The organism is Terribacillus aidingensis (assembly GCF_040703035.1).
Classification (GTDB): domain Bacteria; phylum Bacillota; class Bacilli; order Bacillales; family Amphibacillaceae; genus Terribacillus.
This window is the reverse complement of the sequence record NZ_CP159996.1, coordinates 2323407-2347808: the sequence shown is the minus strand read 5'-3', so window position 1 is coordinate 2347808 and position 24402 is coordinate 2323407. Positions and strand designations below refer to the sequence as shown.

The window sequence follows — 24402 nt, the reverse complement described above, 5'->3', positions numbered from 1 at the left end:
TCCTATTTTTTTGTTTCAGTTAGTTTCTTTAAGCCCGCTTCCAATTCCTCAAAAAATACAGGCATTCCATGTCCAGTACCTGCCGCTTGCGGATGCAGCTCTTGCAGCTTACGGATGGAGTGGAAGGACTCTTGCTCGTCCATTGTAAAGTAGCGGGGAGGACCATTGAATTCCTTTTGCTGCGTGAGCACTTTGTGCAGGGATTCCTGCTGCACAGTCGTAAACGCATCGCCCGCAATCAAGACTTTGTCTTCTGTATGGAATAAGCTGATATGTCCGGGAGTATGGCCAGGCGTATGGATCCATTCCCAGCCAGGAAGATGCGGTACTTGATGGTCGAGAGGAACGAGCCGTACATGCTTGCTTAAATCGATCCCGGCATTCGGAAACGTTTTGGACAGCTTGGTGATCATCCCGCCGCCAGCATCTGTCTTAGCTTCCGGGTAATCTAGCTGTCCAGTTAGATATGGAAGCTCGAGCTCATGCGCATATACAGGAACATCCCATTCCTTTACCAGCTCTATGATGCTGCCGACATGGTCAAAGTGACCATGTGTGAGGATGATGCATGCTGGTTTGGCGCCTTCTCCGAATAGTTCAGCAGCAGCTTTCTTGATATTGCCTGCTGTATCAGGGACTCCAGCATCGACAAGCACCCATTCTTTTGTAACAGGATTTTCGATGAAAAAAACATTCACTATTCTGTCAAGATAGCCATGAACAGTTGGGGAGACGGTTGTTTCTGTTCCGCTCTTTATTGAGGCAAGCGGAATTAAGCGATGTTCAAATTCGTTTTCCATACAGCTCCTCCTTTATCGATACTAGTGTGTGATAGACGGGCTTCCTTATACAAAAAGTATAAAAAAACACCGGTTTCCATAAAGGTAACCGGTGCGGTGTTATTTAAAACATGCTTGTGGAATGTTTAGGCTGTACACGTGCGTCTGGATCAATGTATGTTTTGGCATTGTTGATGGCAGTCGGGCCTTCGCCGAAACCAGAGGCGATCAGGTTAACCTTGCCAGGATATGTGCAAATATCACCTGCAGCGTAGATGCCGGGAATATTCGTTTCTTGTTTCGAATTTACAACAATGCTGTTTTTCTCGATTTCCAGATCCCATTGCTTGATCGGACCTAAGGAAGAAATGAAGCCGTAATTGACGAGTACTTCGTCCACATCGATCGTTTCAGTTTCTTCGCTTTTCACCTTCTGCAGAACAACCTGTTCGATGCGATCAGTACCAAGCATTTCAACTGGTGTATAAGGAGTCATGATTCTAACATTGGATTGCATGAGTCGTTCCACACTGTGCTCATGGGCACGGAATTCATCGCGGCGATGCACGAGAATGACTTCTTTGGCAATCGGTTCAAGCATCAGCGCCCAGTCTACAGCCGAATCGCCGCCACCTGCTAATAGAACACGCTTGCCAGCGTATTTCTGCATATTATCCACATAGTAATTAAGGTTGACACCCTCGAACTCGTCACATCGTTCAACAGTCAGGCGACGCGGCTGGAAGGCACCGTTTCCTGCTGTGATAATGATCGTTTTCGAGAAGTGTACGTCTTTATCTGTTTCGATGCGGAATGTATTATCTTCCAAACGCTCGACTTTATCTACAGACTCACCAAGAGCGATCGTTGGATCGAAGCGTTTAAGCTGTTCCATCAGGTTGTCCACTAATTCCTGCGCGCGGACTTGGGGGAAGCCTGCAATATCGTAGATGTATTTTTCTGGGTATAAAGCAGAAAGCTGTCCGCCCACTTGGGGAAGGCTTTCAATGATTTTGACACTTTGCTGACGCATCCCACCATAGAATGCGGTGAAAAGTCCGACTGGACCTGCACCGATGATGGTCACATCATATACTTGATCTGACATACCGGTTCCTCCTAGTATTTTTAAACGTAACACCTGGTATTTTATCATAGTTGCTGAAATATGAGTAAGAAGAAGGATTTTTAATGTATGGTAGTTGCCCTGGTACGTGATAAGCTTCCCCTTTTTCGGTTGATAAAAGGAAAGAAAACGTTTACCATAATATTGATGACGGTTTTGTGACAGTTTTATGTTTTCATCTGCTTTATAAAGTGAATAGTATCACAAACAAAAAAATTAATGTGTTGTTAGGTTGCTGAAGCTTAGGAAAAACCAAACTATGTTAATGGATGTGATCGAAGATGAGCAAACCCAAAATTGTGATTGCAGGTGCTGGTTACGGCGGCCTGATTACGACAGTGAAACTTCAGAAACTGATTGGAGCGGACGAGGCGAGCATTACACTCGTCAATAAGCATGATTACCATTATCAGACAACATGGCTCCATGAAAACGCAGCAGGGACGAGACATCATGATCAGACACGGATTGCCATCAAGGATGTTATCGATGCAAAAAAAGTCAATTTTGTACAGGATACGGTAACGAAGATCAAACCGGACGAAAAAAAGCTGGTGATGCAAAACGGCGAAATCTCCTATGATTATCTTGTTGTAGGCTTAGGTTTTGAACCAGCGAATTTCGGGATAGATGGACTGCTTGACCATGCGTACATGATTCGGAGCATCAATTCTTCCCGTTTGATTCGAGAGCATATCGAGCACAATTTCGCTGTGTATAACAATGAAACAGAAAAGAAAGAAGAGCGTCTTAATATCGTGATCGGCGGAGGCGGCTTCACGGGCATTGAATTTGCTGGAGAACTAGCAGAACGTATACCAGAACTGTGTAAGGAATATGATATCGACCGCGATAAAGTACGTGTTATCGTTGTGGAAGCAGGTGCTTCCGTCATGATGGGATTTGATCCGCAGCTTGTAGAATACGCCTTGAACTCACTGGAATCCCGCGGTATAGAATTCCAGACGAATGCTTTCCTTAAGGAAGTGACGGCCGACAGCATCGTTTATGAAAAAGCAGGCGAGAGGCATACGGTCAAAACCAATACAACTGTTTGGGCAGCCGGTGTCAAAGGAAATTCGATTTTGGAGGAATCTGGATTTGAAGTAAATCGCGGTAAGGTAATGGTCACAGACGATCTGCGAGACCCGCAACATGACGATATATTTATTGTCGGCGATTGTGCTGCTGTGATAAATGATGAAACCGGAAAACCATATCCGCCGACTGCACAAATAGCTACACAGATGGGCTACAACTGTGCCCAAAATCTAAAAGCACTCATCCGTAAAGAAAGAAACACTCAAAAATTCGTGCCAGAAATCAAAGGTACACTGGCTTCCTTGGGAGGCGGTGATGCCATGGGTATGGTAATGGGCAAGAAGCTGTTCGGAAAGCCTGCAGATGTGATGAAGAAGGCATCGGATAATCGCTATCTTTATCAGCTTGGCGGTGTAGGACTGGTTTTGAAAAAAGGGAAATTCAATATCTTCAGCTAAACAAAAAGCAGCCATATGGCTGCTTTTCTTTTGTATAGGGATATTCTCATTTGTCGATGCTGGTACCAGAGGTGAAAGATATGATACGACGATGGTGCATTAGAGCACTCCTTTGTACCCTCTGGCTTACAGCTATGTATGTGACATGGAGCCAGCTGACGAATTTAACTGCAGAGGACGTCATCCAATATGAACAGAGGCAGCTTCCTGTGCGTGATTTCGGAAGCAAGCAGCTGCATATGCAATTAAAACAGCAAATAGATGACTAGAGAAATACCAATGCCGGTCAGGGCGCCGAAAAAGACTTCAATCGGCTGATGTCCGAGCATCTCCCTGATTTCACGATTCTTTTCGAACTCTTGTTTACTGCCCCAGTGTTTTGCTTCGTCTACAAAGCGCTGGAAATCCTTCAATAGCAAATTAAGCAATACCGCTTGTTCACCAGCTTGTCTTCTTACACCAGATGCATCGAACATGATGATGATGCTAAAGACAAAGGATGCTGCAAAGATAGGGGAATCAAGTCCGCTTTCAATGCCGATCGAGGTTGTCAGGGCAGCCACTGCTGCTGAATGACTGCTTGGCATACCGCCCGTACTGAATGCAAGATCGGCCTGGATGCGCTTATCGGCAATCGCGCGGATGGGTACTTTTATTACTTGTGCGAAAACGATGGCAATCAACGCACTCCATAGTGGCATATTTTGTAACAATGACATGTACTGCTACATCCTTTCAGAGAAAAAGCTATAATATATGATGTACTCATTATAACTAAATTTCCCTGAGAAAATGTCATTTAAACGAAGTATTATATGTCACTTTTCCTTTTTTGAAAGCATGAGCCACTCTAGGGTAAAATAGGGCTGCAAGTATAGCGAAACAGAAATCTTTGATAAAGAATGGAATCATACTGATCCAAGCAGCTAAGTAGCTGATATCCACACCCATCCAAAGGTGCATGGCACCATACATATACGTGACACCCAAAAGATAATTTACAAATATACCAGCAATCACCGCCCCGAAAGCACGGTATCGTATAGATGTCTTTTCCATGATGAATCCAGCGATAAAGGCAATAGGTATGAAAGATAGCAAGAAACCGCCAGTGGGACCAGCAAAGACACCAAATCCTCCTGAGAGATCTGCGAATATCGGCAACCCCGTCAGACCAAGCAATACGTAACAGATCATACTGTAGGCTCCCCATTTATAGCCTAACAGCAATCCAGCAAGTAAAGCAAAGAACGGCTGCAATGATAATGGTACGGTTTGTCCTCCGATTGGTACAGCAAGAAACGGAAGCCAGACCGAAATGTTTGCTCCGACTGTCATCAAGCCAACAAACATCGCGCTTGCAGTCAATTTACCAGTACGACTCATAACTTATCAACTCCTTGCAGAAATAGTAAACGACACTACTATTATTGTCAACTTTAATTTTATTAAGGTTTACAATGTAGGCATAGAAAAAGGCATAGAAGCCTTCTTCTATGCCTGAATTGCTGCATCCAATGCAATTTCCATCATATCGCCAAAAGTAGTCTGACGTTCCTCGGCAGTTGTTTCTTCGCCAGTGAGGATGTGATCGCTGACTGTAAGAACAGATAGCGCTTGACAATCATGTTTCGCAGCTATCGTGTAGAGTGCAGTCGTTTCCATTTCGACAGCCAAGACTTTGTAATCTGCCAATTTTCCGTAGAATTCCAATGTGTTGTCACGATAGAAACGATCGCTTGTAAACACGTTGCCAACACGGATATTCAAGCCTTTTGCTTGTCCAGCCTGATAGGCTTTCAACAATAAATCAAAGTCAGCTGTAGGTGCAAAATCGACTGTGCCGAATTCCTGTCGGTTTATTTGGGAATCAGAGCTGGACGTGGATGCTAAGATTACATCACGAACTTTTACATCTTTCTGAATAGCGCCGGCAGTACCAACACGGATCAGTTTTTTCACACCGTAGCTTTGAATCAATTCATTTACATAGATGCTGATGGAAGGGACACCCATACCAGTACCTTGAACGGAGATTCTTTCTCCTTTGTATGTACCAGTATAGCCATACATTCCTCTTACTTCGTTATAAAGCTTTGCATCTTCTAAAAATGTTTCGGCGATGTATTTTGCGCGAAGTGGATCGCCAGGAAGCAGGATCTTGTCTGCAATCTGGCCAGCCTCTGCATTTATATGTACACTCATGACAGCACTCCTTTTTCTAGATGTGTCAAAATTACCATAAATACTGGAGAAACTCAATCTTATGCCAAGAAGCTATTTTTAAACTTAAAAAAGTGGCATATTTATTTAAAACCGCTTTCTTTTCTCCTATAATAATTATGTTACCACTTTCACATTTACATACATGAGCTATTTGCTTTGGAGGGAATTACGATGCAAGAGAAAACATTCACCATTACTAGCGAAACAGGAATCCATGCGAGACCTGCAACGCTGCTCGTTAATAAAGCCGGCCAGTTCAACTCTGAGATTGAGCTTGCATTCAAAGAAAGAAAAGTGAACTTGAAATCGATTATGGGTGTCATGTCACTAGGTGTACCGCAAGGAGCACAGGTTGTTATTACAGCAGACGGAAATGATGAGGAAGCAGCGTTAGAAGGTATCCAGGAAGTGTTGGAAAACCATTTGAGCTGATCGAAAAAGCTGGAGATTTTCTCCAGCTTTTTTTATACTTTTCTCAAGGAGTTTAATACACCGTAGGGGAGTCCTGGCTGATGAAATGTCATATATCACAGCTTCCTGGTATCGGAAGCAAAATTACGCTGCGCACTGGAGAAGAGGGTATGGTTGTCATCATCGTCCACCATTCTGGCAAACGGGAGCTGTATTTCTTCGAGGATGCTTCCAGTGATGAAGCGGATTTCGCAATGGATTTGACAGCAGATGAAACACGGGAACTAGGCGCACAGCTTCTAGGTGCAACGTATCAGCCAGTTGATACCGATCAGCTGAAGCTCTTTCGTAAGCAAATCATCGTAGATTACATTGAATTATCAGAATCATCAGAGATTGCGAATAAGACGCTAGGAGAAGCGGCGGTACGTTCTAAAACCGGGGTAACTGTTATCGGGATCATCCAAGGTGATGAGACAATTGCCATTCCCGAGCCGGATACAATTTTGCATCCTGGGGACGTACTGATGTCCATTGGAAAGAAAGTGCAAATAGATGCGATGATTGACCTTTGTGCAGGTAAGGATGAACAGACTTGAGTGTGCAGCTGCCAACGCTGCTTGGAGCTGGCCTTGTTTTGCTCGGCATTTTCTATTTAGGTTTTCTTTCCATCAAAATCCGTTTTCCTAATGTCATTCTGTATATCTTGTTTGGCATCATTCTTGCTGATCTTCTCGTTCATAATGAAATTCTTCACTTTTCCAGTGAGGTCGGAATCGTTTTGCTTTTCTTTGTGCTCGGTTTAGAATTCAGTATTTCGAGACTTGGCGGAATAGCTAAGAAAATCTGGTCAACCGGACTGCTGGATGTGGCCTTGAGTCTTGGTGTTACGATGGGGATATGCCTCATTTTGAAGGTTGATTTATTTACATCATTCCTTATTGGTGCGGTGGCATATGCTACAAGCTCCTCCATTACTGCTAAGCTGCTGGATGACAAAAGCAGAATGGCCAATATGGAGACAGAATTCATATTGGCACTCCTAATTTTCGAGGATATCATCGCGCCGATTTTAGTAGCTGTGCTAATTGGTATCAGCAGTTCGGGAAGCTTTGATCCGGTTAGTGCTGTGTATCTTGTGCTGAAAATACTTGCCCTAGCTGCAGGGGCAGTTGTTCTCAGCAAAACAGTCTTCCGCAGATTTGATACCTTCATGGATAAGCTTGAAGACGAGGACTTTAAAATTGTGCTGTTGATCGGGATAGCTTTGACATATGGCGGGCTTGCTGTCTACCTTGGATTATCCGAGGTGCTGGGTGCCTTCCTGGCCGGGATGATTTTAGCGGAATCAGGTAAAATCGAGCGTGTGGAACATGCTGTGATACCAATTCGAGATTTACTGCTGCCGACGTTTTTCATCTATTTTGGAACAACCATAGATTTCGGCGACGGTGTACCAATGCCGTTATTGCTATTGATTGTCCTGATCTGGACAATAGCAGCCAAAGTGATGACAGGCTACTTTGGAGGATTGATGTACGGATTGCCGAAGCGAGTCGCTTTTCGCGGCGGATTGTCTATATGTGCCAGAGGAGAATTCAGTGTTGTAATAGCCAGTATTGCAATGGGTACGGCAAAAGTATTTGCTGGCATCTACATTGTCCTGGCAGCCTTCATCGGTGTATTGCTGTTCGAATTTGCCCCGCAGGTAACAAACAAGATTTTTGGTAAGCCTATGACGAAAAAACGTAATCTGAAAGTGCCAGGCTCTTATGACTGAAAAAAGGCAGAAGCTAAGCTCCTGCCTTTTTTGTTTATTTGAAGTAATCCTTTTCCAGTGTATCAACGTTTGCAAGCGCGAGTTCTTGATAGCGCGAGGCGGATTGTTCCTCCAAGTCGTTTCTAAGCTGCTGAAGTGCAGTACGTAGAGAAGCGGAGTAGTCCGGTACTTCGTCTGCAAATTCTGATACAGCTGTTTTCGGTATATTCGCTTTTTCATGCTGAGCCAATGCGCGGCGTTCATGGAAGAAAACATCTTCTGTTTCCTTTGGGTGGTGCAGATCACCTTGTTGCGGATGCTTGAGAACGGCCAGTATCTCCACCAAATAGAACTTGCCGCGTTCCTCTTTGATTTTTCCGACATAGGAACCAGTTTTGTAGCGTGCTTTTACGACGCTGCCGATTTCCATAGTCATTTTGCTGCCTCGAATTCCTTAAGGCTGTTTGTCAGCCGCTGCAGGGCATCGCGCATCGTTTCAGGCGGACAGGCAATGTTCATCCGAACAAATCCAGCACCCGCTTCTCCGAACTGAATGCCATCATTGAATCCGAGCTTCGCTTTCTTGGCAAAGAAGTCCATCAATTCATTTTGTTCCAGCTGCATCTGGCGGCAATCCAGCCACATCAAATAGGTGCCTTCCAGAGGTGCAATTTGGATCAGGGAAGTATCTGCCAATGCTTCTTCCGTCAGCTTTCGATTGACGGCCAGTATGTCCAGCAGTCCTTCCAGCCATTCCTCACCGTCAGTATAAGCAGCTTCCATTGCGGCAACTGCCATCGCATTCAGCATATGGAAGCCTTGCTTCGAGAACGTCTCCTGCAGCTGCTGACGCATATCTTCCTGCTGAACGATGCTGTAAGATACCTGCAATCCTGCTAAGTTGAATGTTTTTGACGGAGAAAGGAATGTGATCGTCCGTTTGCCCATGTCCTCAGACAAGGAAGCAATGGGTATATGCTGATATCCTTCATGAATCAAATCAGCATGGATCTCATCTGACAGGAGCAAAACATCATACGTTTCGCACAGCTTTGCTAAGCGCTCCAGTTCTTCTTTCGTCCAGACGCGTCCAACTGGATTATGCGGGTTGCAAAGAATCATCGCCTTTGCTCCTTCTCGGAAACATGTCTCCAAGTGTTCGAAATCCATTTGATATGTACCATTATCTTCAAGCAGAGGGTTTTCGACGATTTCACGATCATGAGCTGTAACCACACTGTAAAAAGGAGCATAGACAGGTGTTTGAATCACAACTTGTTCACCAGGTTCGGTAAATGTCTGGATGGCCATATGCAAACTCGTCACGACGCCCGGGCTGTATAGAAGCCAGCTTGGCTTAATGCGCCAGCCATGACGTTTTTCAACCCAATTGGATACGGTCTTGGAAATACTCGCATCTGTGATTGTGTAACCATAGATGCCGTGTTCAGCTCTGCTCTTCAAGGCATCTATCACGGCTTGAGGCGCCTGGAAATCCATATCTGCGACCCACATCGGCAGAACATCTTCTCCTCCATATAATGCTTTGAGATTGTCCCATTTGACGGACCGCGTCTTTCTGCGGTCATGTACTATTTCGAAATTATGCATAGTCCGTACTCCTTCCATCATTTCTTTTCCCATTATATAAAGAAATGCTTCGAAAAGCGAAAGGCCTGATCATTCTATATACGAAACAATCGTTTCCGGTGTTTCTTCGGGTAAGAGATGACCGGCATCAGGCAGGATATGGAGCGTCGCATGGGGCAGCTCTGCAAGCAACCGATAGCCAATGGAAGGGGGCAGTAATGGGTCTTCTTTTCCCCAGAAAATGATTGTTTTTGCTTTTATTTGCTGCAGGCTGTCGTTCGGCAAATCGCCGCCTCGTGATCGGATAAAATGAGCCAGACTTGGAAAAAGTTCCTTGGCCATAAAGGGAATGCTGTATGCAATCACCATCCGAAGGGTGACCTTTTCAGGGTCTGCAACAAGGTGGCGGAGGAAACCGACGACGCTGGTAGCTTCGAATACGAGTTGCATAATCGCAGGAAAGATGCTGGCAGAAGCGATCATGCTTGAAAATGTGTCCGTTGGCAGCATATAGCTTGATGGTGCAAATAGAAATAGTTTATTAATACGTTCTGGGTAGCAATATGCGAGACGCATAGCAATTTGACCGCCCATTGAGTGACCGCCAATATCCAGATTTTTTATTTGCAAGTGATCAAGAAGAGATGCAGCAAGGTCGGTATAGTCTTCATAGGAAAAAGCTATTTCCGTTGATTTTTCACTATTTCCGAAGGGAGGGAAATCCAATGTTATTACCTGGTAACGTTGACGCAGCTCGGGTATCATGCGATGAAAGCAGCTTCCTGAGGCAAGGAAACCGTGAAGAAGAAGGATTGTACGGGATGAGTCAGTATTGTGAGAAGGGTAAATACGGTAATCGATAGCTATTTTTTTGTAATGGAAGGTATGGTTCGAGTAAAACATTCTAGCTGCCCCTTTGCCTGCAATTAGTTTTAGTCTCGGTCATTTCATACTTTATATGCAAAAAAAAATAGCAAAGCGATACGGATCGCTTTGCCTACAGGGGGAATACGAGAAAGTCTTACAGTACTATGTATTGCCCAAATTGCTCCTTTGCAAACCTGTTCCGATAAAAAAATCATACTTAGATAAATTTTTGCCGAAACCAACTTACTGTGATAGAATTATTTATTGCGTATAAAAGTAGAAAAAATCAGGAGTTGTTTAGTATGGCAGAGAAGTTCGAAACAGGACAAGTATTGACAGGTAAAGTAACAGGAATCCAGCCTTACGGTGCGTTTGTCGCATTGGATGAGCAGGTTCAAGGTTTGGTTCACATTTCCGAGGTGACTCACGGTTTCGTAAAAGACATCAATGAGCACCTATCCGTGGGCGATGAAGTTAAAGTTAGAATCCTTGATATCAACGAAGAAAGCGGTAAATATTCCCTTTCTATCCGTGCTACTGAAGAAGCACCTGCAAAACAGCAGCAAGATAGCAGCCAGAAGCAAGCTGTTTCTGAGGATGCTCCAGCAGGATTCAATACGTTGAAGGATAAACTTCAAGACTGGATCAAACAAACTGAAGGCAACCGCAAATAATTAGAAAGACCCCCATTGAAGGGGGTCTTTTTTGATTTATCCGTTTATGCCTTGGTAGTTGACGCTTCTTCCACTTCTTTGCGCTCTAGGAACAGAGCGGAAATCGACACAAGACCAGCCAAGCCGACAAGACTGTAAATGATCCGTGGAAAAGCAGCAGCTTGACTGCCGTTACCAAAGATACCTGCAACCAAGTCGTAGTTGAATAAACCGACTAGTCCCCAGTTAATCGCGCCGATTATGACAAGAACAAGAGCGATACGCTGTACCATATTCAACTGCATAACCTCCATTTCATGAAGCGGGATGATAAATCTTTCTTAGCATGCCTTTGTTGGCTGATTATATTCCTGCAACAATTCTTGCTTTACTTGTCCAGTTTCGGTAAAGTTGCAGTAGTAAGCAGTTTCAAGGAGGATGAATATGACACATATCGGATTCGATTATAAGAAAGCGATGCCATATATCGGGGAGCAGGAGCTTGATTACCTTGCACCGCTCGTACAGGCTGCGCATGACCAATTACATAATAAAACAGGTGCCGGCAATGATTTCCTTGGCTGGCTTGATTTGCCGACGGATTATGACAAAGAGGAATTCGCTCGTATCAAGCAGGCTGCAGCGAAGATCCAATCAGATTCGGATGTCCTGCTCGTTGTCGGAATCGGCGGTTCTTATCTTGGGGCCCGTGCGGCGATCGAGGCACTGACGCACAGCTTTTTCAACGTACTTTCCAAAGAAGACCGCAAAGCGCCGCAAGTATTCTTTGTCGGCAATAGCATCAGCGCCCCTTATTTGAATCAGCTGCTTGATGCAATCAAGGGCAAAGATGTCAGCGTGAATGTCATTTCCAAGAGCGGTACGACGACGGAACCAGCAATTGCCTTCCGTGTCTTTAAGAAGTACCTGGAAGAAAAATACGGAGTGGATGAAGCACGCAAACGTATTTATGCCACAACGGATAAGGCAAGAGGTGCTCTGAAAACACTTGCCAGCAAAGAAGGCTACGAGTCGTTCGTCATACCTGATGATGTTGGCGGCCGTTTCTCTGTCCTGACAGCCGTTGGACTATTGCCAATTGCGGCAGCTGGTGTCGATATCGACAGCATCATGTCAGGCGCACAAAAGGCGCAGGAAGAACTTTCTGTATCCGATTTGAAGGAGAACCCGGCATATCAGTATGCAGCTATTCGTAATGTCCTGTATAACAAAGGCAAGAATATCGAACTGCTTGTGAACTATGAACCGTCATTGCAGTACTTCAATGAATGGTGGAAGCAATTGTTCGGAGAGAGTGAAGGGAAGGATTTGAAAGGGTTGTTCCCGGCATCTGCTAACTTCTCTACCGATTTACATTCCCTTGGTCAATACGTACAGGAAGGCCGTCGTGACTTGTTCGAAACAGTCGTACATGTGAAACAGCCGGTCTCTGATGTGACGATAGAAGCGGAAGAGGAAGACTTAGATGGACTGAACTATCTTGCAGGTCAAACGGTTGATCAAGTGAACCATAAAGCCTTCCAGGGTACATTGCTTGCTCATACAGATGGTGACGTACCAAACTTAGTCGTAGAAGTTCCGGCACTCGATTCTTTCAGTTTCGGGTATCTTGTATACTTCTTCGAGAAAGCTTGTGCAATCAGCGGCTACTTGCTTGGTGTGAATCCGTTCGATCAGCCAGGAGTGGAAGCATATAAGAAGAACATGTTTGCGCTGCTTGGCAAACCTGGCTATGAAGAAGAAAAAGCAAAATTAGAAAAAAGATTATAATAAAAAATCCCTTCTTGCCTTAATGGCTGAAGGGATTTTTTATTCGATATGCTGTAAGGTAATGATGCAGTCCTCTTGATGCATCGGCTCCTGGAAGTCTGGGTTCATATCCATACTTTCTCCTCGCATATAGCCGATTACCGTTTTTTCCTTGCGGGCAAAATAACGACTAGCTTCAAAGTAGCTTTTACCCGCTAATTCATTGGGCAAGGAGATGATTCTGATTTCCTGTTCTCGCAGAAAATGCAAAAGAAGTTCCAAATGACTTTTCTTTTCTTTATGATACACTTCGTGGAAAAACAATGTACTCACAAAATCGTTAGATCGAATGACGACATCTGCTCCTGCGCGTCGGAGATTTTCCTTTTGACTAAATGTCAGAACTTCCGCTACGATGTGAAGCTTTGGATTGTTGCCCCGCAAGGCAATCGTCGTCAGAATCGTCATGTAATCAATTTGTTTCTCGTTTTTGCCAGCGTTGGCAGTGATGATAGCGGTCTTGGCATGCTGGATATTCGCTTTTTGAAGAGTCTTATCTTCAGAAGCGTCGCCGCGGATGAAGTGTAAAGGGTGTTCCCGGTAGGGGAGCATAGTCAATGACTGATCAATTAAGACGACAGATTGTTCAGGATGTTTTTCGGTTAGCTTTTCAAGCAGTGCTCTGGCCCGCTCATTCCAGCCGATAATGATTATATGATTGCTTCCTTTGAATTCGGTTAGTCCTTTCGAAAGATCCTGGGTATACTTTACAGTTCCAGCAGCAATAGTGGCCAAATAAAAAGTGACGAGACCCGCTCCTGAAAGGATAAGGACAATCGCAAGAATCTTGCCGGAAAATGTTTCAGGGATCAAATCCCCATAGCCGACTGTGGATGCGGTGACAAATGCCCACCAGACACCATCAAAATAGGTGGGAAACTGCTCCGGTTCTATGTGGCGCATGCATATTCCGAATATCACCATTACGATAAGTATAGTGGAGAAAAGACGGACAAATATGGGAAGGCGGAAATAGAAACGTCGCAAAAACTGCGTGACCATACTATCCCTCCTCATTTTTTTGTTAGTATATGTTTATTCACATTGTTTAAACGGACAGGAGGGGGAAGAGTTGGATAAAATGACAGCTGGATGGCTGGAAAGCTACTTGCAGGAAGCAATCTGGCATGTAGAAACTATTGATATGGGCTGGGATCATGACGTATATGTACTGAATAACAGCTGGGTATTACGAGTGCCGAAGAAGGGTGGAGCAATCAATCAGGAAGAGAAGAAGCTGCTCAAGGAATTACAAGTTAAAACAAACATTGCACTGCCAGCATTCACTATCTTAACGACTCCGAAGGGAAGCGATGCTGCACTTTATCCATACATACCGGGACATCCTCTATCTGCAAACATGTCAGATATAGTTCTTGAGGTGGCCGCGAGCCAGTTGGGTGCCTTTCTCTCGAAACTCCACCAACTGGACGCTTCCATGTACAGGTTACCGAAACGAGACAAATCTTATTATGATCGGCTTTTGGAAGGAATAAGCAGCTTTTATCCGAGTTTACCTGCTTTTGTCATTAATTACACGGAAAGATTGTTTGCGGAATTAGAACCAGTTTGTACCGCTGTTGTGCATGGAGATTTACGATCAGCGCATATTTTGTGGGAGGAATCGTCCTGCCAAGTCGGTATCATTGATTTCAGTGATATGCATGTCGGTGATCCAGCTATCGATTTTGCTGGAATCAGTGAGATAAGCAAGGTTTTCTTGCAACAAGTACTGTACGCGTATGATGCTGACGATAAGGAAATGATTTTTCGGCGGGCAGAGCAATTATCCAAACTAGGCTTATATTATGAGCTGCTTGAATATGGACCTAACAGTGAGCTATTAGCTGAAATGGAGAGCCGATTTGTTTAATATGGGATACTTATTTTGAATAGCAACTGTACCCCCGCAGTGATTTAATACAAAGCAAAAAACATCCGAGATGGATGTTTTTATGCTTCTTCAAGGCCTCTTTTCAAGCTTGCATAGACTCGCTGCCAGAAGTCTGTATTGTCACGATAGGATTTTGTAATAAAAGTGAGCATTTGGCTGCGTTTTTCCTCATATTCAGGTGCATCCTTATCTGGCAGACTGCTGAAGGATTCATCAATATAAACTTGCAGTTCTGGAGCTCGCGGACCCCATTTCGCAACTTCATCTCCATTTTGATTGATAAAGATGATGATCGGAATGGAACGGCTTTTACCATTAGTCAGATATTGATCCATCAATTCCAAGTTCTCATCACGGCGAAGGATGCGAACATCAATTGCTCCAGCTTGTGCGATATGATAAAAAATCGGCAAATTCAGCATGGCATCCCCGCACCAGTCTTCTGTCAGTACGATAGCTCGAAGTTTTTGGGAGCGGAGTGTGTTGAAAAACTCTGTGTCAGCTGGAAGCTCGTAGTGATCGTAGATATGCATTGTATTTTCTTTATGTGTTTGCATGGAGTCCAAATACGCATCGATATTAATACCTTTTTCAAACCATTCGTTTAATGTCGTCATGTGCCTCATCCTTTCTGATGTTTAGTTTACCCGAGCGGTAGGATAAACTAAACAAATAAGCCTCTGAATATGCTACAGTGATAGAAGACTACATAAAAAGGCGGATAGATATGCAACTAGAGAATCAGGGATTTTTAATGGAGCTGCTGCGGACGGCATCTCCGTCCAGCTATGAAATGGATATACAGAAGAAGTGGATGAAGGAATATGCTCCATACGCAGATGAGATGCGTACAGATGTGTCAGGTAATGCCATTGCAGTAGTGAATCCAGATGCAGAATTCAAAGTGCTGCTTGCTGGTCATTGTGATGAAATTGCGATGGTCGTAACGGGGATAGACCAGAACGGTTTCCTGCAGATTGATGAAATGGGACGCTTCAATGCAAAAGCTGCACTCGGTATGACCGTACAGGTCATAGGCTATAACAAGACGATTCCAGGTGTCGTAGGTGTAAATGCGATGCATCTCGGAGGCGTAAAGGGAGACTTTGAACTGCCAGATCTGTATATTGATTGCGGAGCTAAGTCTAAACAGGAAATGGAGCAATACGTGCAAGTAGGTGACTTGATCGTGTACCAGCGGCAGCCATCAGTGCTGATGGATCGTTATGTTACTGGGCGAGGTTTGGATAACCGTACAGGTTCATTCATCGTAGGAGAAGTTGTCCGACGGCTTAAGCAAGAGAACGTCAATGTTGGCGTATATGCAGTCAGCACAGTGAATGAAGAAACGAATATGGGAGGTGCGTACTTCGCAGCAGCTGGAATCCAGCCGGATTTAGCGATTGCCTGTGACGTTACATTTGCGACTGACCATCCAGGTGTCAATAAGCGTAAAGCAGTGGATGTCAGCTTGGACGGGGGTCCCGTGCTGGCGAAAGGCGCACCTATCAACCGTAAAGCAAATCTTTTGCTGGAGCAAGCAGCGAAGGAACTGGACATTCCGCTGCAATACGAATTGACGCCGCGAATCACCGGTACGGACGCAGATAAGATGCGCTATACAGGTAAAGGTGTGTCGACTGCGCTCGTATCCTTGCCGCTTCGCTATATGCACTCTCCGGTAGAAACAGTAAGTTTGCAGGTCATCCAGCAGGAAATCGATCTATTGGTAAAATTCCTGATAAACCTTACAGGTGAAGAAAGCTTGAATCCATTGGATCTGTGAGCATAGGGGTTGCAAATGCGCAGAAAGCAGTTATAATATAATAACAAAACTAAATCGATTCTATCTTCGGGGCAGGGTGCAATTCCCGACCGACGGTGACAGCAGGAAAACTGCTGAAGTCCGTGACCCGCAGAACGTAGTTCTGCGGCTGATCCGGTGCAAGTCCGGGACCGACAGTGAAAGTCTGGATGGGAGAAGATACGAAGCAGAAGAGGGATGCCGAACGGGCTATCCTTGTTTCCATACGGTATCCGTATGTTTAACATCTTCATGCTTATTTGCGTATATTCCAAGCCCCAGAGCATTATGCTCCGGGGCTTTTTAACGTAGATAGGCAGCTTCCCCTTCATCAAGAGTTAGAATCGATAAACAAGATGAAGGAGGAGAACGATTATGCGTTCATCCAAGTTAACTAAAACAATCACTTTCGCTTTATTGGGAGCGATCAGCATGGTGCTCATGCTGCTGAATTTCCCGCTTCCATTCCTGCCGCCTTACTTGAAGATAGACTTCAGTGAAATTCCGGTACTGATTGCAGCACTGCTGTTTTCACCACTTGCAGGTGTTGCTGTCGAGGCAATCAAGAACTTATTATATCTTATCTTTACAGGTGCTGGTGACCCGGTTGGCGTCGTAGCGAATTTCCTGGCAGGCATGCTTTTCGTAATGCCGGTAGCATACTTTTATCATAAATTCAAAGCAGGCAAGAAAACACTTATTTCAGGATTGGCTACGGGTACAGTTACCATGGCAGTCGGAATGGGTGTGTTGAATTACTTTGTTGTCCTGCCGTTATATAGCATCTTCTTAGGATCTCCTGTAATGAGCGCTGATGCAAAATGGGCAGCAGTCATTGCTGGTATCCTGCCGTTTAATCTTTTGAAAGGTATCATCATTGCGATTGTCTTCGTACCGCTATTTGCAAAATTGAAACCTTGGTTTGCGAAGCGTAAAAGAACAGCTGCAGCATAAGAGAAGCTCCCGGTTGGGAGCTTTTTTTATGACCTAAAAACAGTTGTTGCAAAGAAGGGTAGTCCATGCTACAATAGTCTAGCGATGAGCTGAATTGCATAAGTCGGTAAAGCGCGTCTTAGACACGTGCGGATGTGGCCGCACGGCTTTATACGCCGCAATTAACAAAGGCACCCTGCGAGGGTGCCTTTTCTTATGCTCTTTTTTAAGCTCTTCTGGCTTCTTCTAATTCAGCTTGTTCATCTACAAGTAAACGGGCAGTCGGTTCAGCCTTCAGCCGCTCCTCCGGAATAGGTTCGCCTGATTTCTCACTTACTCCGTAAGTGCCTTCTTCGATTCGATCTAGTGCATCTTCAATATCGCGAAGTCGTTCACGTGCAACTTCTTTCAATGTTTCGGCTGTCTCACGGTCATGCATCTCCGTGCCAAGGTCGCCTGGATGATTGACGATTGTCGAGAGTTCCCCGGTAGAATCATTAGGGAATTCCTTGGCGCTGTTATAGCTGTCATTCCCTTTCATTTGTTCCTCTGCTTCTTCCTTCATTGCAAGCAATTGCTTGCGGAAATAATCCAATTTATTTTTATCCATTTTCAATCCATCTCCTTTATTGCCTTTTCGTTTTCACGGCCAGCGTACAGCGGGCGATAGAGAGCAGGTCCTTATTCTCATCTGAAATCGTTATTTGCCATACCATCGTCGATTTTCCAATATGAATCGGAGAAGCGACCGCAGTTACGATACCGGACCGGACACTGCGAATATGGTTTGCATTGATCTCCAGTCCAAACACAGCCTGTGTTGATGGGTCTGCGTGCAGGTTGCCGCCGATACTTGCTGCTGTCTCTGCCAGAGCTACGCTGGCGCCTCCGTGCAAGAAACCCATTGGCTGCCGGTTATGCGGCCCGACGGGCATTTCCATCACAACCTGATCCTTGCTTGCTTCGACCACCCGCATTTGCAGCTGCTCCATTAATGTATCTGAGAAGTCCATAATAGTAACCTGCTTTCTGTATGTAATGTATTTCCCGTACTAGGCTGTATTAAACCTATATAAAAAAGCGGGCAGGATGCCCGCTTCTATAATTAGAATGAAAGTGGTACGAATTGCTGGATCAGTAAAGCAATCACAAGCAATAAACCATAAATCGTATTCGTTTGTCCCGTTGCTTTCATTGCAGGCATCATCTCAAGCGGCATTGTCTTGCCGATGAAACCGCGGTAAGCATCACGGGCTTTTTTAATGCTCAGGAAAGTAATGACAGCCCAAATTGGAAGTAATCCTACAGCAATGAACACAGCAGTAATAACATAGCTGACAATGAAACAAATACCAAGGAAGGTAACACCTTTTTTACGTCCGAGCAGGATAGCTACTGTTCTTCTGCCGTTCACTTTGTCCCCATCATGGTCACGCAGGTTATTGGCAAAATTGATACACGCGATGAAAATAGTCACTGGGATACTGATCAATACGACGTCTCCAGTAAGCGTCAACGTCTGAATGTAATAGGTGATGCAGATGATGATAGCACCCATAAAAACGCCAGATGTCAATTCACCAAAAGGTGTATAGGAAATCGGATATGGACCTCCTGTATACAAATAACCGCAAAGCATACATGCCAGTCCTATTAAGGCGATATACCAGCTGGATTCCATGCAAATATACACGCCTAACAGCATGCTGATAGCATAGAATGTCAGTGCAAGTGACAAAACGGTTTTCGGCTTGATACCGTCACGTACGATCGTACCGCCGATTCCGACAGACTGTTCATTATCCAGTCCGCGTACAAAATCATAATACTCATTGAACATATTTGTCGCACATTGAATGAGCATACAAGCAAGCAGCATAGCTCCGAAAAGCAGCCAGTTGATCTTGCCGTCCAATGCAGCAAGCATTGTTCCTATAAAGACAGGCACGAAGGAAGCTGTCAAAGTATGAGGACGCATGAGACGCCACCAAATTTGGAAGCCTTCGCGCTCATTAAGTGCTTGTCGCACGTTATCGTTACCGATGGATTGCATAATACTTTCTCTCCTTAAAAATGCAGGGCATTATATCATATTAATTTTAGGGAAACAAAGATAGCATGTCAACGCTAATTGCTTACTTAAAATAAGTTATCAAGTGCTACTCCTTGTTTATCGGCGAAAAAGGGAATAGAATAGGGAAGGACATCAGAAAATGAACGTAAACGAACTTAATTGTCCTTGCAGTAATGTGGAGGTCGGAAAATATGATTCAACAATATAAGACAGATTTCGAGTCTTTTCTTCGAAAAGCTGCTGTTAAGCAGCAACAGCAAATACTTGTCAGCTGGACTGAGAAAGTCGGAGCGATAGATCCTCTCCGTTTCTTTGCTAACGGTTCCTCTTTGGAAGGAAACCGCCATTTCTGGTACAGCCAAAAAGATGATTTTTGCTTGGTTGGTGCAGGACCAGCAATATTGGATATGCGCACTGCTGAAGAATGGGAGCATGTTATAGAAAGTGCAGTTGTTCACAATCTTTCTGCGATAGCTGGAACAGGCCCTGTTGCTTTCAGTGGAATGAACTTTCAGCAGGAGCGCGAACGTGAGCTGTGGCAGGACTTTCCTGACACACAATATCGCATACCTGCTTTTACTTTGACCAAAACGGAAAAAGAATATTATGTAACCATCAATCAATTAGTGGACAGCTCAAATATCGAGAGTCAAATCACAAGTATACTTGAGCAGCTTGAGCAGCTGTTCTCTGAAAATGATATTCCTGTACTGCAGACTGAGCTCATAAGTAAAGAAGAGCTTGAGTCACAAGCGTGGAAGCGATTAATTAAAGAAGCAACGGACACAATAAAGTCGACTGAATTGGATAAAGTCGTACTGGCACGGGCGATGAAACTTGTATTTGAAGAAAAGCTTCAGGCAGCGGGTGTGCTTCGGAATTTGCTGGACTCCCAAAAGGACAGTTTTATTTTTGCTGTCGAAAATGGCTCAGCATGTTTCCTTGGGGCAACGCCGGAGCGTCTGGTGCGTGTTGAGTCTGGCACACTGCATACAAGCTGTGTCGCTGGAACTGCTCCGCGCGGTAAAAATGAGACAGATGATAAAGTGATCGGAAATGCGCTGCTGCAAGATAGTAAAAATCGTGAAGAACATCAATACGTTGTGAAGATGATTACCGATGTAATCAGCAAATACAGCAAGGACTTGCTTGTACCTGAGGGACCGCAGCTATTGAAACTGCGGCAGCTTCAGCACTTGCATACTCCAGTTTCTGCCACACTCATGCCTGGAGCCTCGCTGCAGCAGATTGTACAGGAACTGCATCCAACACCTGCACTGGGCGGTTTGCCAAAGCAGGAAGCATTGGATTTCATTGAAAAGAAAGAACCACTTGAACGAGGCTGGTACGGTGCGCCGGTAGGCTGGATGGACAGCTATCGTAATGGTGATACAGCCGTTGCTATCCGTTCTGGTCTGCTGAACGGGAAGCAGGCTGTGCTATTTGCAGGCTGTGGTGTCGTGAAGGATTCAGATCCAGATATGGAATTCGAAGAGACGGCAATCAAATTCCGTCCGATGCTGGAAGCTTTGGAGGTATCAGAATGAGTCATATTGAAACATTGACCAAATATGTTGGACATTTTGTGGACGCACTTTGGCGAAGCGGTGTGGAGCAGGTCGTTATTTCTCCTGGTTCTCGTTCTACACCCTTAGCTCTTATGATGACCGAGCATCCACAAATGAAACAATGGGTGAATCTGGATGAGCGTTCCGCTGCTTTCTTCGCGCTCGGTCTTGCGAAAGAAAGCCAAAAGCCGGTAGCGCTTGTCTGCACATCAGGTACTGCTGCAGCGAACTATATGCCTGCAGTTGTCGAGGCTTTTTACAGTCGTATCCCATTGATTCTTTTGACAGCTGACCGCCCGCATGAACTGCGGGATGTAGGTGCGCCGCAGGCCATCAATCAAATCCAGATGTATGGCGGCTTCGTCAAATGGTTCCATGAGATGATGCTGCCCGAATCGAATCCGGCAGCACTGCGATATGTACAGCAGCAAGCGGGCAGAGCGATGCAGCAGGCATTGGAAGGAAATCCAGGTCCAGTGCATCTTAATTTTCCGTTCCGCGAGCCGCTTACACCTGATTTTACCATTGAGAACATATGGTCCTCAGGAGAAACAGCTGTAAAGCCTGCTCTGTATGGATCAGCACAATTGGACGCAACCCTTGTACAGCAGTTTGCGGAAATACTTGAAACCTCTAAAAAAGGCTTGATCGTAGTCGGTCCGCAGGAGGATAAAGGATTTGCTGATGCAGTCGTTGATTTTGCGGAGAAGTGGCAGCTGCCAATCCTGGCAGATCCGTTATCGCAATTACGAAGCGGTGCACATGCGAAGGATGTTATTATTGAAACATATGATACGATCCTGAAATCGGAATCAGTACGTGCAAAGCTGCAGCCAGACTTTATTATCCGGTTTGGTGCTATGCCTGTTTCCAAGCCATATCTATTTCTTATGAAAGAATATACTGGCAATAACCATATTGTAGTAGAAAAACACGCAGGCTACCGTGAACCAGTCGGGGTGAACACGCAATTTATTTATGCTGATCCGGCTAAGCTTTGTATGTCGTTAGCATTAATTCCTGCCGTTAAGAGGGAAACATGGCTGCCAACATGGCAGGAAATGAACCGCATCGCGCAGGACGTATTGCATAATGATATGGAAACAAAAGAGCTGACTGAGGGAATAGCTGTGCAGGACATGCTGCGTGAAACACCGGAGGATAGTCATGTGTTCGTTGGTAACAGTATGCCGATCCGTGATTTGGACAGCTTCTTCTTTGCAACAGATAAAGGAATACAGCCATGGTGCAACCGCGGAACAAATGGTATCGATGGTGTTGTTTCCACAGCATTGGGTGTTGCTGCCAGCGGTAAGCGCACTACACTCGTAATCGGGGATCTTTCCTTCTATCACGATATGAACGGGCTGATGCTAGGCCGCAATTATGATCTGGATCTCACCATTGTTGTGATCAACAATAATGGCGGAGGTATCTTCTCCTTCCTTCCGCAAGCGCAGGAGGCAGCTCATTTTGAGGCACTTTTCGGTACACCTACGAACTTGGACTTTGCGCATACAGCCCATTTATATCAGCTGCCTTATACACTGGCAGATGATCGTGCAGCATTTTCCAGTGCTTTGCAGGAGAGTTATAATAAAAAGGGCATGCATATCATCGAGGTGCGTACCGAGCGGGACGCTAATGTTAGCTGGCACCGTGAAATATGGCAAAAAGCTGAGCGGCAGCTGCTGGATTATTTGGATGCTGATCATGCCTAAGTTTCACTATATCGAAAGCGGCAGTGATTCAGCATCAGATACACTCCTGCTGTTTCATGGATTTACTGGCACGCATCAAACGTGGCTGCCTTTCCTGGAATCATGGAGTGAGAAACATCATGTGATCGCTGTGGATATGCCAGGCCATGGTAAGACTGCCATTCAGGATGACCTGACAATGGACCGGTTTACGGATGATGTTGCTGATTTTCTTGTCCAACAAGAAATTGCGGATGTAAAGCTGCTCGGGTATTCTATGGGAGGCAGGGCAGCACTTGCCTTTGCCTGCCATTATCCTGACAGAGTAAGTGAACTACTGTTGGAAAGTGCATCCCCCGGACTGCGAACAGAAGAAGAAAGGCTGGCCAGGCAAAAACAGGACGAACGGCTGGCCAGTCGGCTTGAAACGGATGGTTTAGAGCAGTTTGTAAACTTTTGGGAGAACATCCCGCTTTTTGATACACAAAAAAACTTGCCTGAGTTTATCCAGCAGATCATCAGGGAAGAACGCTTATCGCAGCAAGCAACCGGTTTGGCAAGTTCATTACGGACTATGGGAACGGGCAAACAAGACTCCTATTGGGACAAGCTGTCCTATTTGGATAAACCAGTCGTTTTAGTTGCTGGATCAATGGATCATAAATTCGTCGGTATCAATCAGGAGATGGAAAAACGGCTGTCTGCAGCAGAATTACACATCGTAGCATCGGCCGGTCATTGCATCCATGTTGAACAACCGCGAATCTTTGATAAAATAGTAAGAAGATACTTGCTTCATAATGAAGCGGATATATTGGAGGAATCATAATGGCAATTACATGGGAAGCTACCCGTACGTACGAAGATATTTTGTACGAAGAATACAATCAAATAGCAAAAATTTCAATCAACCGTCCGGAAGTTCGCAATGCGTTCCGTCCGCAAACGGTAAATGAACTGATTGATGCGTTTACATACGCACGTGACGACTCTAACATCGGCGTTATCGTACTTGCTGGTGTCGGTGATAAAGCATTCTGTTCCGGTGGTGACCAAAAGGTACGCGGTCATGGCGGCTATGTAGGAGAAGATCAAATTCCTCGCTTGAATGTACTGGATTTGCAGCGTTTGATTCGTGTTATTCCGAAACCAGTCGTTGCTGAAGTATCTGGTTATGCAATTGGCGGCGGACATGTGCTTCATGTTGTCTGTGACTTGACGATTGCTGCTGATAACGCAATCTTTGGCCAAACAGGTCCTCGTGTCGGAAGCTTTGACGCTGGTTATGGCGCTGGTCTTCTTGCACGTAACATCGGCCAGAAGAAAGCTCGCGAAATCTGGTTCCTATGCCGTCAGTACAATGCACAAGAAGCATTGGATATGGGCTTGGTCAACACAGTTGTTCCATTGGATCAGCTTGAAGCAGAAACAGTTAAATGGTGTGAAGAGATGCTTTCCATGTCTCCGACAGCATTGCGTTTCTTGAAAGCTTCTCTTAATGCGGATACAGATGGACTTGCTGGTTTGCAGCAAATGGGCGGAGATGCGACATTGCTTTACTATACAACGGATGAAGCGAAGGAAGGCCGCGATGCGTTCAAGGAAAAACGCACGCCTGACTTCAAGAAATTCCCGCGTTTCCCTTAATAGATATCACCAAGAACCTTTGCAGCATATTGCAAAGGTTCT

At 45.0% G+C, this 24402-nt stretch carries 28 protein-coding genes and 1 riboswitch; of the genes, 14 read left to right on the top strand and 14 right to left on the bottom strand.

Features of this window, described 5'->3' with window-relative positions; translation table 11 throughout:
• Nucleotides 1-2: 2 nt before the first annotated feature.
• Together ABXS78_RS12380 and ABXS78_RS12375 are read right to left on the bottom strand one after the other, a co-directional pair.
• Complete coding sequence (locus tag ABXS78_RS12380) at nucleotides 3-800, bottom strand: MBL fold metallo-hydrolase (protein ID WP_366247467.1); 798 nt, start codon at nucleotides 798-800, stop codon at nucleotides 3-5.
• A 103-nt stretch (nucleotides 801-903) separates the two neighbouring features.
• Nucleotides 904-1887: an NAD(P)/FAD-dependent oxidoreductase gene (locus ABXS78_RS12375; protein ID WP_366247466.1), complete on the bottom strand. Its 984-nt coding sequence runs from the start codon at nucleotides 1885-1887 to the stop codon at nucleotides 904-906.
• A gap of 299 nt (nucleotides 1888-2186) precedes the next feature.
• On the opposite strand from ABXS78_RS12375, the gene ABXS78_RS12370 reads away from it, so the two are divergent.
• Both ABXS78_RS12370 and ABXS78_RS12365 read left to right on the top strand, forming a co-directional pair.
• Entirely contained in the window at nucleotides 2187-3404 is a 1218-nt protein-coding gene (locus ABXS78_RS12370; protein WP_366247465.1) for an NAD(P)/FAD-dependent oxidoreductase, read from the top strand.
• An 80-nt stretch (nucleotides 3405-3484) separates the two neighbouring features.
• Nucleotides 3485-3673, top strand: a complete 189-nt coding sequence (locus ABXS78_RS12365; protein ID WP_366247464.1) for a hypothetical protein — start codon at nucleotides 3485-3487, stop codon at nucleotides 3671-3673.
• Here ABXS78_RS12365 and ABXS78_RS12360 read toward each other — a convergent pair.
• From ABXS78_RS12360 to deoD, 3 genes are all read right to left on the bottom strand, one after another.
• The gene (locus tag ABXS78_RS12360) at nucleotides 3650-4123 is read right to left on the bottom strand and encodes a divergent PAP2 family protein (RefSeq protein WP_366247463.1); all 474 of its coding nucleotides are present in this window, start codon (nucleotides 4121-4123) and stop codon (nucleotides 3650-3652) included. The two genes, ABXS78_RS12365 and ABXS78_RS12360, sit on opposite strands and share 24 nt — an antisense overlap.
• Nucleotides 4124-4199: 76 nt before the next feature.
• Nucleotides 4200-4790 carry a biotin transporter BioY gene (locus tag ABXS78_RS12355; protein ID WP_366247462.1) on the bottom strand — a complete coding sequence of 197 codons (591 nt, stop codon included), beginning with the start codon at nucleotides 4788-4790 and terminating at the stop codon, nucleotides 4200-4202.
• A gap of 108 nt (nucleotides 4791-4898) precedes the next feature.
• On the bottom strand, nucleotides 4899-5609 hold the full coding sequence (gene deoD, locus ABXS78_RS12350) for a purine-nucleoside phosphorylase (protein ID WP_038564986.1): 711 nt from the start codon (nucleotides 5607-5609) through the stop codon (nucleotides 4899-4901).
• Nucleotides 5610-5801: 192 nt separating this feature from the next.
• Here deoD and ABXS78_RS12345 point away from each other — a divergent pair, with 192 nt between their 5' ends.
• The 3 genes from ABXS78_RS12345 (at nucleotide 5802) to ABXS78_RS12335 (ending at nucleotide 7821) form a co-directional block, all read left to right on the top strand.
• A complete protein-coding gene (locus ABXS78_RS12345; RefSeq protein ID WP_038564989.1) occupies nucleotides 5802-6062 on the top strand; it encodes a phosphocarrier protein HPr in 261 nt (86 codons plus the stop codon).
• Between the two features lie 80 nt (nucleotides 6063-6142).
• Nucleotides 6143-6640: a TrkA C-terminal domain-containing protein gene (locus ABXS78_RS12340; protein ID WP_366247461.1), complete on the top strand. Its 498-nt coding sequence runs from the start codon at nucleotides 6143-6145 to the stop codon at nucleotides 6638-6640.
• Nucleotides 6641-6642: 2 nt separating this feature from the next.
• Nucleotides 6643-7821: a cation:proton antiporter gene (locus tag ABXS78_RS12335; protein ID WP_366249940.1), complete on the top strand. Its 1179-nt coding sequence runs from the start codon at nucleotides 6643-6645 to the stop codon at nucleotides 7819-7821.
• Between the two features lie 34 nt (nucleotides 7822-7855).
• On the opposite strand, the gene kapB is transcribed toward ABXS78_RS12335, so the two are convergent.
• The 3 genes from kapB to ABXS78_RS12320 all read right to left on the bottom strand — a co-directional run bounded on the left by kapB (nucleotide 7856) and on the right by ABXS78_RS12320 (nucleotide 10293).
• The gene (gene kapB, locus ABXS78_RS12330) at nucleotides 7856-8236 is read right to left on the bottom strand and encodes a sporulation phosphorelay system protein KapB (protein ID WP_366247460.1); all 381 of its coding nucleotides are present in this window, start codon (nucleotides 8234-8236) and stop codon (nucleotides 7856-7858) included.
• The gene (locus ABXS78_RS12325) at nucleotides 8233-9411 is read right to left on the bottom strand and encodes a PatB family C-S lyase (protein WP_366247459.1); all 1179 of its coding nucleotides are present in this window, start codon (nucleotides 9409-9411) and stop codon (nucleotides 8233-8235) included. The genes kapB and ABXS78_RS12325 overlap by 4 nt, the downstream gene beginning before the upstream one ends.
• Before the next feature lie 69 nt (nucleotides 9412-9480).
• Complete coding sequence (locus tag ABXS78_RS12320) at nucleotides 9481-10293, bottom strand: alpha/beta hydrolase (RefSeq protein ID WP_366247458.1); 813 nt, start codon at nucleotides 10291-10293, stop codon at nucleotides 9481-9483.
• 266 nt (nucleotides 10294-10559) lie between these two features.
• Here ABXS78_RS12320 and yugI point away from each other — a divergent pair, with 266 nt between their 5' ends.
• Entirely contained in the window at nucleotides 10560-10931 is a 372-nt protein-coding gene (yugI, locus tag ABXS78_RS12315; RefSeq protein WP_366247457.1) for a S1 domain-containing post-transcriptional regulator GSP13, read from the top strand.
• Between the two features lie 44 nt (nucleotides 10932-10975).
• Here yugI and ABXS78_RS12310 read toward each other — a convergent pair whose 3' ends face one another.
• Complete coding sequence (locus ABXS78_RS12310; protein ID WP_095224303.1) at nucleotides 10976-11209, bottom strand: DUF378 domain-containing protein; 234 nt, start codon at nucleotides 11207-11209, stop codon at nucleotides 10976-10978.
• Between the two features lie 145 nt (nucleotides 11210-11354).
• Between ABXS78_RS12310 and ABXS78_RS12305 the strand changes: the two genes are divergently transcribed.
• Nucleotides 11355-12701, top strand: a complete 1347-nt coding sequence (locus ABXS78_RS12305; protein ID WP_095224302.1) for a glucose-6-phosphate isomerase — start codon at nucleotides 11355-11357, stop codon at nucleotides 12699-12701.
• A 39-nt stretch (nucleotides 12702-12740) separates the two neighbouring features.
• On the opposite strand, the gene ABXS78_RS12300 is transcribed toward ABXS78_RS12305, so the two are convergent.
• Nucleotides 12741-13742: a potassium channel family protein gene (locus ABXS78_RS12300; protein ID WP_176465812.1), complete on the bottom strand. Its 1002-nt coding sequence runs from the start codon at nucleotides 13740-13742 to the stop codon at nucleotides 12741-12743.
• A 79-nt stretch (nucleotides 13743-13821) separates the two neighbouring features.
• On the opposite strand from ABXS78_RS12300, the gene ABXS78_RS12295 reads away from it, so the two are divergent.
• Entirely contained in the window at nucleotides 13822-14613 is a 792-nt protein-coding gene (locus tag ABXS78_RS12295) for an aminoglycoside phosphotransferase family protein (RefSeq protein WP_366249939.1), read from the top strand.
• Nucleotides 14614-14693: 80 nt separating this feature from the next.
• On the opposite strand, the gene ABXS78_RS12290 is transcribed toward ABXS78_RS12295, so the two are convergent.
• The gene (locus ABXS78_RS12290; RefSeq protein ID WP_366247456.1) at nucleotides 14694-15251 is read right to left on the bottom strand and encodes a thioredoxin family protein; all 558 of its coding nucleotides are present in this window, start codon (nucleotides 15249-15251) and stop codon (nucleotides 14694-14696) included.
• A 110-nt stretch (nucleotides 15252-15361) separates the two neighbouring features.
• On the opposite strand from ABXS78_RS12290, the gene ABXS78_RS12285 reads away from it, so the two are divergent.
• Both ABXS78_RS12285 and ABXS78_RS12280 read left to right on the top strand, forming a co-directional pair.
• Nucleotides 15362-16420, top strand: a complete 1059-nt coding sequence (locus ABXS78_RS12285) for a M20/M25/M40 family metallo-hydrolase (protein ID WP_366247455.1) — start codon at nucleotides 15362-15364, stop codon at nucleotides 16418-16420.
• A 58-nt stretch (nucleotides 16421-16478) separates the two neighbouring features.
• A riboswitch (FMN riboswitch) is annotated at nucleotides 16479-16624 on the top strand.
• Between the two features lie 189 nt (nucleotides 16625-16813).
• Entirely contained in the window at nucleotides 16814-17392 is a 579-nt protein-coding gene (locus ABXS78_RS12280; protein WP_366247454.1) for an ECF transporter S component, read from the top strand.
• Nucleotides 17393-17597: 205 nt separating this feature from the next.
• Here ABXS78_RS12280 and ABXS78_RS12275 read toward each other — a convergent pair whose 3' ends face one another.
• The 3 genes from ABXS78_RS12275 to ABXS78_RS12265 all read right to left on the bottom strand — a co-directional run bounded on the left by ABXS78_RS12275 (nucleotide 17598) and on the right by ABXS78_RS12265 (nucleotide 19424).
• On the bottom strand, nucleotides 17598-17981 hold the full coding sequence (locus ABXS78_RS12275) for a TraR/DksA C4-type zinc finger protein (RefSeq protein ID WP_366247453.1): 384 nt from the start codon (nucleotides 17979-17981) through the stop codon (nucleotides 17598-17600).
• A 16-nt stretch (nucleotides 17982-17997) separates the two neighbouring features.
• Entirely contained in the window at nucleotides 17998-18384 is a 387-nt protein-coding gene (locus ABXS78_RS12270) for a PaaI family thioesterase (protein WP_366247452.1), read from the bottom strand.
• Nucleotides 18385-18476: 92 nt separating this feature from the next.
• A complete protein-coding gene (locus tag ABXS78_RS12265; protein WP_175074694.1) occupies nucleotides 18477-19424 on the bottom strand; it encodes a 1,4-dihydroxy-2-naphthoate polyprenyltransferase in 948 nt (315 codons plus the stop codon).
• Between the two features lie 212 nt (nucleotides 19425-19636).
• Here ABXS78_RS12265 and ABXS78_RS12260 point away from each other — a divergent pair, with 212 nt between their 5' ends.
• The 4 genes from ABXS78_RS12260 to menB are packed head-to-tail and all read left to right on the top strand — an operon-like array spanning nucleotide 19637 to nucleotide 24360.
• Complete coding sequence (locus ABXS78_RS12260) at nucleotides 19637-20992, top strand: isochorismate synthase (RefSeq protein WP_366247451.1); 1356 nt, start codon at nucleotides 19637-19639, stop codon at nucleotides 20990-20992.
• Nucleotides 20989-22734, top strand: coding sequence for a 2-succinyl-5-enolpyruvyl-6-hydroxy-3-cyclohexene-1-carboxylic-acid synthase (menD, locus tag ABXS78_RS12255; RefSeq protein WP_366247450.1), 1746 nt, complete (start codon nucleotides 20989-20991; stop codon nucleotides 22732-22734). Before ABXS78_RS12260 ends, menD begins: the two co-directional genes overlap by 4 nt.
• Nucleotides 22727-23542, top strand: coding sequence for a 2-succinyl-6-hydroxy-2,4-cyclohexadiene-1-carboxylate synthase (menH, locus tag ABXS78_RS12250; RefSeq protein ID WP_366247449.1), 816 nt, complete (start codon nucleotides 22727-22729; stop codon nucleotides 23540-23542). Before menD ends, menH begins: the two co-directional genes overlap by 8 nt.
• Nucleotides 23542-24360 carry a 1,4-dihydroxy-2-naphthoyl-CoA synthase gene (gene menB / locus ABXS78_RS12245; RefSeq protein ID WP_038565044.1) on the top strand — a complete coding sequence of 273 codons (819 nt, stop codon included), beginning with the start codon at nucleotides 23542-23544 and terminating at the stop codon, nucleotides 24358-24360. Before menH ends, menB begins: the two co-directional genes overlap by 1 nt.
• Nucleotides 24361-24402 lie beyond the last annotated feature (42 nt).